General features: G+C 45.0%; 13 protein-coding genes. 11 read left to right on the forward strand and 2 right to left on the reverse strand.

The genetic code is table 11. The features are described 5' to 3' along the window. The first annotated feature begins 49 nt into the window (after positions 1–49). From dapF to JX580_RS02580, 5 genes are read left to right on the forward strand one after another with little or no spacing between them, the layout of a single operon-like run. Positions 50–889, forward strand: a complete 840-nt coding sequence (gene dapF, locus JX580_RS02560; protein ID WP_248851236.1) for a diaminopimelate epimerase — start codon at positions 50–52, stop codon at positions 887–889. Continuing rightward, positions 879–1,547 (forward strand): DUF484 family protein, encoded by a 669-nt coding sequence (locus JX580_RS02565; RefSeq protein ID WP_248851237.1) that lies wholly within the window; start codon positions 879–881, stop codon positions 1,545–1,547. The genes dapF and JX580_RS02565 overlap by 11 nt, the downstream gene beginning before the upstream one ends. Before the next feature lie 8 nt (positions 1,548–1,555). Next, on the forward strand, positions 1,556–2,491 hold the full coding sequence (locus tag JX580_RS02570; protein WP_248851238.1) for a tyrosine recombinase XerC: 936 nt from the start codon (positions 1,556–1,558) through the stop codon (positions 2,489–2,491). Between the two features lie 17 nt (positions 2,492–2,508). Then, a complete protein-coding gene (hslV, locus tag JX580_RS02575; RefSeq protein ID WP_248851239.1) occupies positions 2,509–3,060 on the forward strand; it encodes an ATP-dependent protease subunit HslV in 552 nt (183 codons plus the stop codon). A 10-nt stretch (positions 3,061–3,070) separates the two neighbouring features. Beyond that, positions 3,071–3,670 carry a YqhA family protein gene (locus tag JX580_RS02580; RefSeq protein WP_248851240.1) on the forward strand — a complete coding sequence of 200 codons (600 nt, stop codon included), beginning with the start codon at positions 3,071–3,073 and terminating at the stop codon, positions 3,668–3,670. A gap of 48 nt (positions 3,671–3,718) precedes the next feature. On the opposite strand, the gene JX580_RS02585 is transcribed toward JX580_RS02580, so the two are convergent. Together JX580_RS02585 and JX580_RS02590 are read right to left on the reverse strand one after the other, a co-directional pair. Continuing rightward, a complete protein-coding gene (locus tag JX580_RS02585) occupies positions 3,719–5,266 on the reverse strand; it encodes a class I SAM-dependent methyltransferase (RefSeq protein ID WP_248851241.1) in 1,548 nt (515 codons plus the stop codon). Between the two features lie 37 nt (positions 5,267–5,303). Further along, on the reverse strand, positions 5,304–6,353 hold the full coding sequence (locus JX580_RS02590; RefSeq protein ID WP_248851242.1) for a polysaccharide deacetylase family protein: 1,050 nt from the start codon (positions 6,351–6,353) through the stop codon (positions 5,304–5,306). A gap of 82 nt (positions 6,354–6,435) precedes the next feature. Here JX580_RS02590 and JX580_RS02595 point away from each other — a divergent pair, with 82 nt between their 5' ends. The 6 genes from JX580_RS02595 to JX580_RS02620 all read left to right on the forward strand — a co-directional run bounded on the left by JX580_RS02595 (position 6,436) and on the right by JX580_RS02620 (position 13,593). Beyond that, entirely contained in the window at positions 6,436–7,311 is an 876-nt protein-coding gene (locus JX580_RS02595) for a glucosaminidase domain-containing protein (protein ID WP_248851243.1), read from the forward strand. Between the two features lie 8 nt (positions 7,312–7,319). Beyond that, complete coding sequence (locus tag JX580_RS02600) at positions 7,320–7,766, forward strand: ATP-dependent zinc protease family protein (protein WP_248851244.1); 447 nt, start codon at positions 7,320–7,322, stop codon at positions 7,764–7,766. Continuing rightward, a complete protein-coding gene (rimK, locus tag JX580_RS02605; protein WP_248851245.1) occupies positions 7,763–8,668 on the forward strand; it encodes a 30S ribosomal protein S6--L-glutamate ligase in 906 nt (301 codons plus the stop codon). The genes JX580_RS02600 and rimK overlap by 4 nt, the downstream gene beginning before the upstream one ends. Continuing rightward, positions 8,669–9,724 carry a succinylglutamate desuccinylase/aspartoacylase family protein gene (locus tag JX580_RS02610; protein WP_248851246.1) on the forward strand — a complete coding sequence of 352 codons (1,056 nt, stop codon included), beginning with the start codon at positions 8,669–8,671 and terminating at the stop codon, positions 9,722–9,724. Positions 9,725–9,849: 125 nt separating this feature from the next. Next, the gene (locus JX580_RS02615; protein WP_248851247.1) at positions 9,850–12,681 is read left to right on the forward strand and encodes a PAS domain S-box protein; all 2,832 of its coding nucleotides are present in this window, start codon (positions 9,850–9,852) and stop codon (positions 12,679–12,681) included. 3 nt (positions 12,682–12,684) lie between these two features. Beyond that, entirely contained in the window at positions 12,685–13,593 is a 909-nt protein-coding gene (locus JX580_RS02620) for a diguanylate cyclase domain-containing protein (RefSeq protein WP_248851248.1), read from the forward strand.

Consider the following 13,593-nt stretch of genomic DNA (forward strand, 5'->3'; position numbering starts at 1 on the left):
TTAAATAACAGGGCATGATTAGCAGGCCTGCTAGAGTTTAAGAGGTTTTATGGGTTTACGTTTTACTAAAATGCACGGTTTGGGCAATGATTTTATGGTGATAGATGCACTATCCCAAACGGTTGAAATTGAAGCCAATCAAGTGAGAGATTGGGCCAATCGGCATACTGGGGTTGGTTTTGATCAACTTTTATTGGTTGAAAAGTCGCTATCTGAGCAGGCGGATTTTCGTTATCGAATTTTTAATGCTGATGGTTCTGAAGTACAACAGTGTGGAAATGGCGCTCGGTGTTTTGCACGTTTTGTGTTTGACCAGGGCCTGACAGATAAGCGTGAAATTCCGGTAGAAACGGCATCGGGTTTAATTGTACTCTACTTGGAGCCAGATGGTCAGGTTAGGGTCAATATGGGGGCGCCGCGTTTTGCACCGCAAGCACTGCCATTTATAACGCAGCAGCAAGCGCTCAGTTATCAGGTTGAAGTCAATAACCAGGCCTGGTCATTAGGTGCGGTATCAATGGGTAATCCTCACGCAGTGCTTGAGGTAGAGGATATTGACTTGGCACCGGTAGCAACCTTAGGTTCCTCGCTGGAATGTCATCCACGTTTCCCTGAAAGAGTAAATGTCGGCTTTGCTCAAGTCATTGATCGGCAAAGGGTAAAATTGCGCGTGTTTGAACGAGGCGCAGGGGAAACCCAAGCTTGTGGTACTGGTGCTTGTGCCGCGATGGCCGTGTTGCGCTTGTGGGATCGTGTTGATGACTCTGTTACCGTCTCTTTACCCGGGGGAGATCTTGTGATTCGTTGGTCGGGGAGTTTGACCGATCCTCTATGGATGACTGGGCCTGTTGCTAGGGTATTTGAAGGGGTAATGACTAATGAAACCTGAGGATATCCATGCTGAGCATGTTGCCGATTACCTGGCGCGCAACCCCCAGTTTTTTCATGTTTTCCCAAATTTATTGGATAGATTAAGTATTCCTCATCCTTCAAACGGTAAAGCGGTTTCGCTTTTGGAACGTCAAGTTTGGCAGTTAAGAGAGCAACGCGACAAGCTTCAAGACGAGGTTGATTCTTTGGTAGCCATTGCGGGCGATAACGGAATTTTGTTGCAAAAAATTCAGCAATTAAGCCGTTTGTTAATGGTTGCTGAAACCGAGCAGCAAGCAATAGATGTGCTTTACACACAAATGGATGAAGTGTTCAAGGTTGAATATATGACCCTAGTTTCTTGGGAGGTGCCTAATCAGAGTTTAAAAGGTCTGAGCCAGCTAGGTGTGCGCCAGGATTGGGTTAAAACGCTTAAAGAAAGTTTACAGCCAGGTAAGCCCGTGTGCGGGTTAATCGAACAAAAATGGAAGTCAGGGCTATTTCATGGTGCCAGTGATTTACATTCAGTCTGTTGTTTACCGCTTGGTAAAAACCGAGTTTGGGGGGTTCTAGCTCTGGGCAGCACTACCGATCGTTTTCATCCTGAATTGGGAACTTACTTTTTGAAAGTGATGGCAGAGCTGATTACGGCGCGTTTAAATCGGCTTTTTGGTTGATGAGCTAGATGAAACATATTGAACGGTTTTTGTTGACCTTACGCGCTGAAAATAAGTCTGTTCATACGCTGGATAATTATCAGAGAGATTTGATAAGCTTTGTAATGTTTTATTTTCAGCAGATGAATAACCAGGCCTGGTCAATGCAGGATTTAATGGCAGATCCACAAGTGCTTGACTGGCGGGGGGTTGATGTTGGGATGGTTAAGTCCTATGTGATGAGCCAGGTGCAATCGGGATTAGGTGCTCGGTCGTTGGCAAGACACCTTTCTACATTGCGAAGTTTTTTTCAGTTTTTAATTTCTGAGGGGATCGTTTCGGCAAATCCAGCGAAATTAGTCAAAGCGCCGAAGCAGCCACAGCCTTTACCTAAAAGCCTTGATATTGACCAAACGAACCAATTATTGGAGCAACCGGTAGAAACTTGGCAGGCGATTAGAAATCAAGCGATATTTGAGCTACTCTATTCTGCTGGGCTGAGGGTTTCTGAACTGGTTGGGTTAGACTTGTCCCCAGGGTTAGATGGATTAGACAGCGGACAGATACAGGTGCTCGGTAAGGGCAAAAAAATGCGCTTAGCCTTGGTCGGGGCAAAAGCTCAGCAAGCAATGCAAGCCTGGCTAAAAGTGCGATTTCAGAAGGCTAAACCTGAAGAAACGGCGGTATTTGTTAACCAGCGTGGCAGTCGACTTTCCGTGCGTTCGATTCAACAACAGCTTGATCAGCGAGCGATTGAGGCGGGAATTGTTTCCAAGATGTCACCTCATCGATTGCGTCATGCCTGCGCTACGCATGTGTTAGAATCCAGCGGAGATTTGCGGGCGGTGCAGGAGTTATTAGGTCATGCTAATTTATCGACCACCCAAATATATACCAAATTAGATATGCAACACTTGGCACAGGTTTACGACCAAACCCACCCAAGAGCAAGAAAAAACAAATAGTAAGAAAGGAAAAGACAATGGAGCATCGTCCAGATACGATTTACGGTACGACGATTTTGTGTGTAAAGCGCCAAGGAAAAATGGTGATTGGCGGTGACGGTCAGGTGACCTTGGGTCATATTGTGATGAAAGGTAATGCGCGTAAGGTACGTCGCCTTTATGATGGTAAAGTCTTAGCCGGCTTTGCCGGTGCAACCGCGGATGCGTTTACCTTGTTCGAACGTTTTGAAGGCCGGTTGCAAACGCATAACGGTCAGCTGATGCGTGCGGCGGTTGAAATGGCAAAAGATTGGCGTACTGATCGCGCATTAAGAAAACTCGAAGCGATGATGATTGTGGCGGATGAAGACACCATGTTGTTAATTTCCGGCACAGGTGATGTGATTGAGCCGCAAGATGACTTTATTGCCATAGGTTCGGGCGGAAGTTATGCCCATTCGGCTGCACAGGCCTTAATGCGCCACAGTGAGATGCCAGCGGATGAGATCGTTAAAAATGCGCTGACGATTGCAGCGGATTTATGTATCTACACCAACCATAACTTTACGATTGAAACTTTAGAAAAATAGGAGCCTTAGTATGCCGGATAAAATTAATCAAAGTCTGACGTGTGAAAACAAGAGTTCAGGGGTGCGTGGCTTTGAGGCGGTGTTATGGCATAGCCGTTTGGTGGTGTTAACGGCGGTGGTTGCCAGTTTAATTATTGCGTTTGTGATGTTTTATATTACCGCAGTGGAGATTTTTTATCTGCTTGGCGCATTAACGGACTATCACACCCTTGAATATACCGAACGTGCGGCACTGAAATCAAAAGCGATTGGCACCGTGATTGGTGCGGTAGATGGCTTTTTGATCGGTGCGATTATGTTGATTTTTTCATTGGGTTTATATGAGTTGTTTATTTCAAAACTCAGCATTGCCAAAGAAGCCTATGGTGCTAGCCAAATTCTGGTGGTCAATAGCTTGGATGACTTAAAAGACAAGCTAGCCAAGGTCATTGTGTTGGTATTGGTGGTGATGTTTTTTGAAGCGGCGATTTACCTTAAACCGACCCAGCCGATTGAGTTGCTCTATTATGCGGTAGGGATTGCGCTGGTAGGCTTATCCTTGTGGTTAACCCATATGGCGTTTGCTAAAACTAAAAAAGATAAACCCGCAGTAGAAAAAAACGAAAGTTAAGCTTTATTTACGCGCGCTCAACAGCGCGCGTTTTCTTTATATCAAAATTTAAACCAGTCTCAACCCTTGATAAAGCGCTAAATCACGGCGTAAAAAATCCTCCGCACGCTGGGTTAATTCAGCAATATTTTCTTCTTCAGTTTGTAAAATACGCCCCATTTTCATCACGCCTTCCCCCATGGGTTCTAATATCATCCAGACATAATGTGCCAAGGCCATGGCGGATTCACAGCCGTCACGATAACCTTTGATAAACAGCTGTTGGAAACGTGTTGCTTCGATACCGCCGCCCGTCACCGGACTGGCTAAAAACGCAATATCAGCACTACCACGAGCTCGGTCGATAAAGAAGTTATTGAGTGCTTGGGTGCGCGGTAACGCCTGTGCGATGACTGCCTCCGCTTGAGCCGATTGGATTTCACCGCGATGGGTAAAGATAAACAAGGCCTGTACGATTTCTTGCAAGCCGATTTTGTCATGCGTCGCCATCGCCTGTTCAATTTCACCGAGGCTATGGGGTTGGTAGTCTGCGAGATAATCTAAAATCGGATCATAAACATCGGCCGCTAAATCCGCTACACCGAGCGCGCCTTCAAGCACCAATGAAATTGTGCCACGAGGTTTAGTCATCACCACGCGTTCGGCGCGCAACAGCTCAAGCACTTGCAACTGGGTTAAATTCATCGCGCCGTTAACCCAGTAGTCTTTGCGGAATTTTTTATCGACACAAAAATCACGGGTGTTTTCACGCAGGGCGCTATCGGGAATTTCAGCCAGCAATGTCATTTGTTCTTGAGTCAGGTTAATCGCTTCGATTAAATCAAGATAATTCGCCGTGCTGGCGTATTCGAGTTTGGTTTGCGCCATATACTCCGCCATATCGGCAAAATCCATCGGGTGCCAATCGCGATTAAAGTATTCATGCGCCAGATAATGTGGATCTTGGCCAATCAGTTCTTCGGCTTTTGGCCCAACCTGTGAGTTGGCGGTGGCATGCAGTGGATGGGTTTTCATTAGTTTTTTAGCAAACTGCAAGGCCTGGTTGATTTTATAAGAACTGCCCCAGCCTGCCGAACCCATACGCTGCACATGTTGCACCAATAAACGGCGCAACGGCATAATCTGTGCCCAGCCGATTTGGGTGTTATAGCTGACATACACCACGCCGCCCACTTTCAAGTTTTTACGAATAAACGCCATAATCAACTGACGGTTTTCTTCTGAAACCCAGGTCCACACACCATGCAAACAAATAAAATCAAACTTCGGTAGGTCATCGCGGGCCAAGAATTCAGCAAAGGATTCATCGCTAAATTCAGCTTGGGCACCACTGGCTTTGACTAGGGATTGTGCAAATCCGGCCTGACTCGGTAAAAAATCATTGCCATACCATTGAACCGGGCTGGCGGCCGCATGAATCGCCGCACTTAAGCCTTGACCAAAGCCAAGCTCACAGGCGGTCGAACCCTCACCAAAGCTGGGAGGTGTAATCCCAGCGTTGATCATCGCCAAGCGCATTCTTAAGGGGTTAAGTTCTTTGTAATAACCGTAGGTGTAGCCAATATCGGCGACATAACCTGAAGTCCAGTCTGACATGCTGTTTCCTTTTTGTTTTGTTTTATTGGGCCGTTACTTAATCAATAACCCATAAATGGCCAAACCAATACCAATGGCCTTGACCGATCGGCGCGGTGCAGGCATAGCGATCACGAGGCGAGCGCAGGGCTTGTTCGGATTGAATAACAAGCCTTGTGGGCGTTTGCCAATCCATGTTTAATGCTTGTCCTCGGCTATTAAAGCAGTTGAGTTGGCGCACCGGCTTTGATAACTCCAAGGTCAGGGTCGGTGGGTTCTCACCGACAATCGGATCCCAAGGGGTGACAGATTTTAACGGAAGGGGGCGGGTGTTGACTTTGAGTCGAAAGTCTTCGATTTTGGCAAAGTTTACCGCCATCGGAAAACGATTTAAAGCACGACGGTCGCTATTGGCATCGACCGCACCCGACACTTGTGCCACGCTGATATAGCCCATTTCGGCAATTAAATTTGCAGCGGACTCGCTGTATTCGCCATAGGGATAGGCAAACAAACGCGGTACATTTTCTGCACCGAGCTCGGTATTGAGTCGTTGTTGTGCGATATCAATTTCTTGACGCACTCGGGCAAGCATTTCCGCTTCAGTTTCGCCCTCTATTCGGCGCATTTTGCTATGAGTGTGGCTGTGGTTGGCAAATTCAAAGCCAGCGGCCTGCATTTCACGCATTTGTTGCCAAGTCATAAAATTTCCAAAGCCACGATCAATCGGTTCCGAATTAACAAAGGTCGTCATTGACCAGCCCCGTGCTGTCAAGCGGGGATAAGCTTCGGTGTATACGCTGATATAGGCGTCATCAGCGGTTAATACTACCGTTCTTTCTGGAACGAGTTGGTTGGTTTCCCAGTGGTGTATTAACTTGGATAAAGGCCAGACGTTAAACTGATGGTGTTGCAGATAGTCAAGGTGGGCATCGAATTGTTCAAGAGTTACACTGGTACTGGGCGGGGTTTCATCACCAAAATGGTGATACATCAAAATGACGGCTGAAGATGAACCCGCATAGAGTGTTTTTGGGAGTAGTAAGTGGGTGGTAATAGTTAGTAATATCAGATAGTTGAAAGTTTGTGCTAAAGATTTTAATTTCATAGTTGCCAGCTAAATAATTTGCTTTTTGTTTATTGTCGTTTCATCATTATCCAAAATAAGCGTCAAGAGTAAAGGAAAGATAATGGAACGATACCTAAAGATCATATTGGCGATACTGGTGATTATTGGGCTCTGGATTATCATGGAGCGTGATTCTTGTGATTGCGAATTGTCAGACTCGCAATTATCTGCGGCCTGTGAACAGTCACAAACGCTTGAAAAGCGCGGGCTTAAAGCTGAGGCAGCAAAACCACCAACCCCGAAGGTTACCGCTAAAAGATCGAAACCACAGCAAAGCCTGCCTGATTTTGCTTCGATTGATGATGTTAATGAAAAGAAACAAGCGTTTGTAGATTTCATTCTACCGGCTATCCAGTCAGCCAATCAAGATATCTTAATCGAAAGGCGGTTTTTGACCCAGTTAAATCCTCAAAGGATGAATGCTAACCAGAGACGAAAATTTGAAGCCTTAGCCGAAAAGTATCAGTTACCCCGTGAAGTAGGCCAATCTTTTGAAGATTGGCATGCTGAATTATTAAAAAAAGTGGATATAATTCCGCCAGCTTTGGCTTTGGCGCAAGCGGCCAATGAATCGGCTTGGGGCACGTCGCGTTTTGCGGTCGAAGGCATGAATTTTTTTGGGCACTGGTGTTTTTCGATAGGGTGTGGATTAGTCCCGGAACGGCGACCGGAGGGGCAAACCTATGAGGTCCGCGTGTTTGATAGTGTTGAAGCCTCGGTTGCAGCCTATATGTTGAACCTTAATTCGTTTCAAAGTTATGAAACATTGCGTAACCTTAGGCATCAACTTCGACAAACAGGGGCGGGTTTAAATAGTGAGCTGCTGGCTTATGGTTTGATTGCCTATTCAACTAAGCGGGAAGAGTACATTAGGGAATTGCAGGTCATGATAAGGTTCAACCGCTGGCAGCAATATGACAATGAGTTTAAACCTTAAGGTGATGCATGGATAAAATAATATTGGGCTGGCGTGAGTGGGTGGCTTTACCTCAACTGTGTATTTCAGCATTAAAGTGCAAAGTTGATACCGGCGCGCGTACCTCGGCTTTGCATGCTTTTTCTGTTGAGCCGTTTGAAAAAGATAACCAGGCCTGGGTACGATTTGGCATTCATCCCAACCAAGGTGATGAACAAACTGAAATTTGGTGTGAAGCACCGATAAAAGATCAGCGAATTGTCAGTGATTCAGGAGGCAATAAAACCGAACGTTATTTTATTGAAACCGATTTAGTGCTAGGTGATCAACGTTTTACAATTGATCTGTCGTTGACGAATCGAGATACTATGCGTTTTAGAATGCTACTCGGACGCGTTGCGATGGAACAGCGTTTTATGGTTGATGTGAGTCAATCTTATTGTCAAAAATTGCCCAAGGATGGCGTATTTAAATGAAAATCGGAATTTTATCGCGTAATGCAAATCTTTACTCAACTAAGCGCTTAGTCGAGGCCGCGCAACAACGTGGTCACGAAGTTCGAGTCATTGATTCTTTACGTTGTTATATGAATATTACAACCCGAAACCCTGAGATTCACTATAAAGGAGAGGTATTAGAGGGCTTTGATGCGGTGATTCCACGCATCGGTGCATCGGTCACTTTTTATGGTACAGCGGTGTTGCGTCAGTTTGAGATGATGGGCGTTTATCCACTGAATGAATCCGTAGCGATTACGCGTTCACGTGATAAATTGCGCAGTTTACAACTCCTCGCTAAACACGGTATAGGTTTGCCGGTGACTAGTTTTGCCCATTCACCGGATGATATTGACGATTTATTAAATATTGTCGGCGGTGCGCCAGCGGTGATTAAAGTCTTGCAAGGTACACAGGGTTTGGGTGTCGTGCTAGCCGAAACCAAACAAGCTGCCGAAAGCGTCATTCAAGCGTTTATGGGTTTAAAAGAACATATCCTCGTGCAAGAGTTTATCAAAGAAGCGGGTGGTTCTGATATTCGGTGCTTTGTGGTCGGTGGTAAGGTCGTTGCCTCAATGAAGCGCCAAGGGAAGGAGGGTGAGTTCCGTTCTAATCTTCACCGGGGTGGCAGTGCAGCCTTGGTTCGAATCACGCCTGAAGAGCGTTCGACTGCTTTACGCGCTGCAAAAATAATGGGTTTAAATGTTTGCGGAGTAGATATCCTACGCTCTAATCATGGCCCAGTGGTGATGGAGGTGAATTCTTCCCCTGGTCTTGAAGGCATCGAAAACGCTTCAGGCAAAGATATTGCCGGCCAAATTATTGAGTTTATCGAAAAAAATGGCAAGCCGAATAAAACCGCGACACGAGGCAAGGGCTAAATGCCAGATTCAGGCATAAAAAAACGCCGTAAGAATCAGCCTATCGAGCTCGCGGGTCAAAAGGTTTTGCCGGGAGAGCGCAAAACGATTGATCTGGTGGTCGGTAAGCTATATACCCATAGTCCGATTACGATGCCTGTGCAGGTGCTGTGCGGGCATCAAGCTGGACCAGTAATGTTTATCAGTGCGGCGATTCATGGCGATGAACTGAATGGTGTGGAAATTATTCGGCGACTTTTAAAAGTTCCTGCGTTAAAAAGACTCAAAGGCACGTTGATTGCCGTACCGATTGTAAACCTGCATGGTTTTATTAACCAAAGTCGTTACCTGCCTGATCGACGAGATTTAAACCGCAGTTTTCCCGGATCAGAAAAGGGCTCACTGGCCGGGCGTGTTGCACGTTTGTTTTTAGATGAAATTGTGGAGCGTTGCACGCATGGCATAGACTTGCATACTGGCGCGATTCACCGTTCAAATTTGCCTCAAATTCGTGCTGATTTAGATAACGAAGAAACGCTCGCCTTGGCTAAGGCTTTTGGAACTCCGGTCGTTCTTAATTCGAATTTGCGAGATGGCTCTTTGCGCGAAGCGGCGAATAAAAAAGGTATTCCTGTTTTGCTCTATGAGGCAGGAGAGGCATTAAGGTTTGATGAGCTATCGATTCGAGGTGGGGTGCAGGGCATATTACGTGTGATGCGCCGCTTGGAAATGTTGCCGGCTTCACGCAAAAAAAATGAGTTTGATCCGATTGTTGCGCGCTCATCGGCTTGGGTTCGGGCTCCGCAGGATGGTATTTTCCGTGCCAAAGTTAAGCAGGGAGATCGTGTGCAAAAAGATCAAACCCTGTTGGCGGTGGTGTCTGATCCGTTTGGCGAATCAGAAGTCGAAATCTGGGCACCGTTTAGTGGCATTGTGATTGGTCAGTTGCACCTACCTTTGGTAAATGAAGGTGAGGCATTGTTTCATATTGCGCGGTTTAATCGAACTGATATCGCCGCTGATAATATTGAGAACTATCAAGAAACGCTTGAAGCGCTTAATTTCCCCTATCTGTAGTTTTTTGCCCTTTTATGGCTATAAAAAGTATTTATGACCAAACCGTTTTAATTGACCATTAGGTAAAAAAATCGGTATCATAGAACCTATTTAACTTTTAATGGTTATTTATGAAGCAAGCCCTGATGTCCTATCATTTTATGTCCAGATTTTATCTGTTCACTTTTTTGGCTTTGCTTTTGGTCACCAATGGCAGTCAGGCTTCCAGCTTGCAGCAGTTTTTTGAGCGCCAGGGCTTGGTGATGCTAATAATTGATCCAGACACAGGAAATATCCTTGAGGCCAATCAAGCTGCGCTTGATTTTTACGGTTATAGTCGTGAAACATTAACCAGCAAGACAATACAGCAAATCAACACTCTAACACCAGAACAGGTGACACAAGAGCGCGAACTTGCCCAACAACAGGGACGTAATTTTTTTGTTTTTAGCCATCAGTTAGCTAGTGGTGAGATCCGGACGGTCGAAGTTTATTCTCAACCCTATCAATTTGAAGACCGAACTAGATTGCTTTCTGTTATTCACGATATTAGTAGTAACAAAGCTACGGAATCGGCCGCTATTCATTTTGCTCAACGATTAGAAGCCCAGGTTGCCAAAAGAACGGATGAGCTTCAACAAAAGCAGCAGTTTATTACGATGCTATTCGCTTTGGGATTACTGGTCGCGGTTTTGGCATTGTTGATATTACTTTTCTTGGTCAGACAAAAAAATAAGCTTGCGACTGAGCTAACTAAGCAAAAAGAGCAGATAGAGCAATTTTTTACTTTAAATTTGGATTTGCTTTGTATTGCTGATGTGCAAGGGCGTTTTATAAAGGTCAACCAGGCCTGGTCAGAGATTCTAGGTCATCAAATTGAAGAATTACAACAACGCTCATTTTTAGAGTTTGTTCACCCTGAGGATGTTTCATCAACACTTGAGGCGATGAAGAAACTGGCGGAAGGCCAGCCTGCGATTAACTTCACCAATCGCTATCGTTGTAAAGAAGGGGGTTATCGTGTAATAGAATGGCGTTCACAGCCTAAAGGTGAGTTGATTTATGCGTCGGCGCGGGATGTTACAGACTATCAACAAACACAGCAAAATTTAAAAGAAATACAAGATGATTTACAGCGCAGCCAGCGTTTGTTAGAGGACAGTGAAGCCCTGGCCAAAATCGGTGGTTGGGAGTATCAGGTTGAAACCGGCAAGATGTTTTGGACTCAGGGCTTGTATCGGTTGCATGACTTTAAACCGGATCCTAATTTTGACCATATTGGCGAAAGTGTTAAGTGCTATCGAGCGGAAGATCAACCAACTATTTTTAGGTCTTTTCAAGATTGCGTTCAAAAAGCCCAGCCTTATGATCTTGTTTTACCATTTAAAACCTGTTTAGGGGTTGAGAAATGGATCAGGACAAAGACCGCACCTTTGCTTGAATCAGGGTGTGTGGTGAAGGTGGTCGGTATCGTGATGGATATTACCGAAGCCAAACAAACCGAAAGTAAATTGCAGCAATCTCTGGAAGAGTCAGAGCAACACAAGCTTCAAGCCGAAACTGCCAATACCGCTAAGACGCGCTTTCTGGCGACCATGAGCCATGAGATTAGAACACCGATGAATGGTATTCTAGGGATGGCGCAGCTGCTTCAGACCAGTCAGCCCTCCGAATCAAACTATCATAGCTATATTCAAACTATTCTTGACTCGGGTGAAACACTGTTACGGTTACTGAATGATATTTTGGATATATCAAAAGTAGAGGCCGGTAAGTTGTCATTACAACCAGGCCTGGTTGATCCTAATGCGATGATGCAAGAAACTCAGGCTTTGTTTCAAGGTATAGCGAAACAGAAAGGCATTTCACTCTTTGCTCGTTGGTTAGGCTCGAATGATGCATGTTATCAGGGCGATGAGCAACGTATTCGTCAAATGTTGAATAATTTGGTTAACAATGCAATTAAGTTTACCGAACAGGGCGAAATTAAGATTGAAGCCAAACCGCTTGATGAACATGGAACCTTGGAATTTTCGGTCACTGATAGCGGTATCGGCATAGATCCGGCTTTGCAGGATCTATTGTTTAAGCCCTTCAGTCAGTTAGATAACAGTAGCACCCGACAGTATGAAGGTACGGGTCTCGGCCTGTCGATTGTTGAAAAACTAGCAAAATTAATGGGTGGAGAAGTTGGATTAGAAAGCCAATTAGGTCAGGGATCGCGTTTTTGGTTTAGCTTACCTCTGCCGCTTCAACAACATGAAACCTTTCGCAAGCAAAAGGCCGCCCCGTCTTCTTTCAGGGATTTATCTGCAATTACATTCCAGGGATCGGTGTTAATTGTTGAGGATAATGAGATTAATCAATGGGTGGTTGAAAATCAGTTACAGCAGTTAGGGTTAACAACCCTGTTAGCGGAAAATGGGCAGCAAGCCTTAGATTTAGTGCAATCTCAGTCGAAACCAATAGATTTGATTTTGATGGATATACAAATGCCTATCTTAGATGGCTATCAAACCACGGAGCGGATTCGACAGTGGGAGCGGGAGCAATCACTGCCTGCCTTGCCGATTATTGCACTGACTGCCGATGCTTTTGAGGAAAATCGGCAAAAGGGCTTGGCACTTGGCATGAATGCTTATTTAACTAAACCTTTAGATCAAAGCTTGCTTGCAGAAACTTTGGCTGACTATCTACCATTTGTTTCACGGCAAACGCAGAGTTTGCAAGATAAAAAAACTGCAAAAGCAGATCAAACTTCAATAAGTTTGGAGGCTATCTTGCAGCAATTGACAGAGTTGTTAGGTATGTTGGAGCAAGCGCGTTTTGAATCGATTGAACTTTTTGAGCGTTTACTTGAGAAGGCTAAAGCTTTACCGGTTTACTCTGAGTTGCTGAGTATTCAACCATTAGTTGAAGGCTATCATTTCGCCGAGGCGGCCAATAGAGTAAAATTGATACTGGAACAATATGAATAAAGTATGCAAATAATGAATGATCAAGCAAAAATACTCGTGGTTGACGACCATCCTACTAACTTACAGATTTTGCTCAGTGCATTAGGCAAAGATTATCAGGTTTCAATTGTGACCTCGGGTAAGGAGGCTTTGCAACTGGCCGAAAAGCTGCAGCCAGATTTAATTTTGCTTGATATTATGATGCCTGTGATGGATGGCCTAGAGGTATTGGAGCGTATTCGAAAATCTGATTGGGGTCGAGAAATGGCGGTGATTTTAGTGACAGCGGATGATCGGCATGAAACCCACCTTAAAGGTTTGCAACTTGGGGCGGATGACTTTATTACCAAGCCGTTTTCACTGCCGCTTTTACAATTAAGAATTCGTAATCTACTCGCACGGGATCAGGCTCGAAAGCAGCTGGATCAAATGGCCTATTATGATGCACTAACAGGTTTACCTAATCGTAGCTTGCTATATGATCGTTTACATCAAGCAATGGCGCAGGCGGATCGACGTGATCAACGTTTAGCTTTGGTGTTTCTGGATCTAGACGGCTTTAAACCGGTGAATGATAATTTTGGTCACGAGGTCGGGGATCTATTTTTAAAACATCTTGCTTTAAAAATGAAGTCTATTTTAAGGGAGGGGGATACACTGGCTCGTTTAGGAGGTGATGAGTTTATTGCCTTGCTTGTTGATCTACAACAGAGCCAGTCTAACAATGAACTGATGCAGCGTTTGTTAAGCGTAGTATCTGAACCTTACGATTATAAAGGGCATGTATTGCGGGTTACGGCGAGTATCGGGGTGAGTTATTACCCTCAATCAAAGCCCATTGAGGCTAACCAGCTGATTCGGCAGGCAGATCAGGCGATGTATCGAGCCAAACAAAGTGGTAAAAATCAATTTTGTGAATACCAAGAAGATTAG

Origin of the sequence: Thiomicrospira microaerophila (assembly GCF_023278225.1) — a bacterium.
Taxonomy (GTDB): domain Bacteria; phylum Pseudomonadota; class Gammaproteobacteria; order Thiomicrospirales; family Thiomicrospiraceae; genus Thiomicrospira; species Thiomicrospira microaerophila_A.

Excerpts from the sequence above, each read along its gene's own strand:
- dapF (WP_248851236.1), top strand. The coding sequence starts at position 50 with ATGGGTTTACGTTTTACTAAAATGCACGGTTTGGGCAATGATTTTATG.
- JX580_RS02565 (WP_248851237.1), top strand. The coding sequence starts at position 879 with ATGAAACCTGAGGATATCCATGCTGAGCATGTTGCCGATTACCTGGCG.
- JX580_RS02570 (WP_248851238.1), top strand. The coding sequence starts at position 1,556 with ATGAAACATATTGAACGGTTTTTGTTGACCTTACGCGCTGAAAATAAG.
- hslV (WP_248851239.1), top strand. The coding sequence starts at position 2,509 with ATGGAGCATCGTCCAGATACGATTTACGGTACGACGATTTTGTGTGTA.
- JX580_RS02580 (WP_248851240.1), top strand. The coding sequence starts at position 3,071 with ATGCCGGATAAAATTAATCAAAGTCTGACGTGTGAAAACAAGAGTTCA.
- JX580_RS02585 (WP_248851241.1), bottom strand. The coding sequence starts at position 5,266 with ATGTCAGACTGGACTTCAGGTTATGTCGCCGATATTGGCTACACCTAC.
- JX580_RS02590 (WP_248851242.1), bottom strand. The coding sequence starts at position 6,353 with ATGAAATTAAAATCTTTAGCACAAACTTTCAACTATCTGATATTACTA.
- JX580_RS02595 (WP_248851243.1), top strand. The coding sequence starts at position 6,436 with ATGGAACGATACCTAAAGATCATATTGGCGATACTGGTGATTATTGGG.
- JX580_RS02600 (WP_248851244.1), top strand. The coding sequence starts at position 7,320 with ATGGATAAAATAATATTGGGCTGGCGTGAGTGGGTGGCTTTACCTCAA.
- rimK (WP_248851245.1), top strand. The coding sequence starts at position 7,763 with ATGAAAATCGGAATTTTATCGCGTAATGCAAATCTTTACTCAACTAAG.
- JX580_RS02610 (WP_248851246.1), top strand. The coding sequence starts at position 8,669 with ATGCCAGATTCAGGCATAAAAAAACGCCGTAAGAATCAGCCTATCGAG.
- JX580_RS02615 (WP_248851247.1), top strand. The coding sequence starts at position 9,850 with ATGTCCTATCATTTTATGTCCAGATTTTATCTGTTCACTTTTTTGGCT.
- JX580_RS02620 (WP_248851248.1), top strand. The coding sequence starts at position 12,685 with ATGCAAATAATGAATGATCAAGCAAAAATACTCGTGGTTGACGACCAT.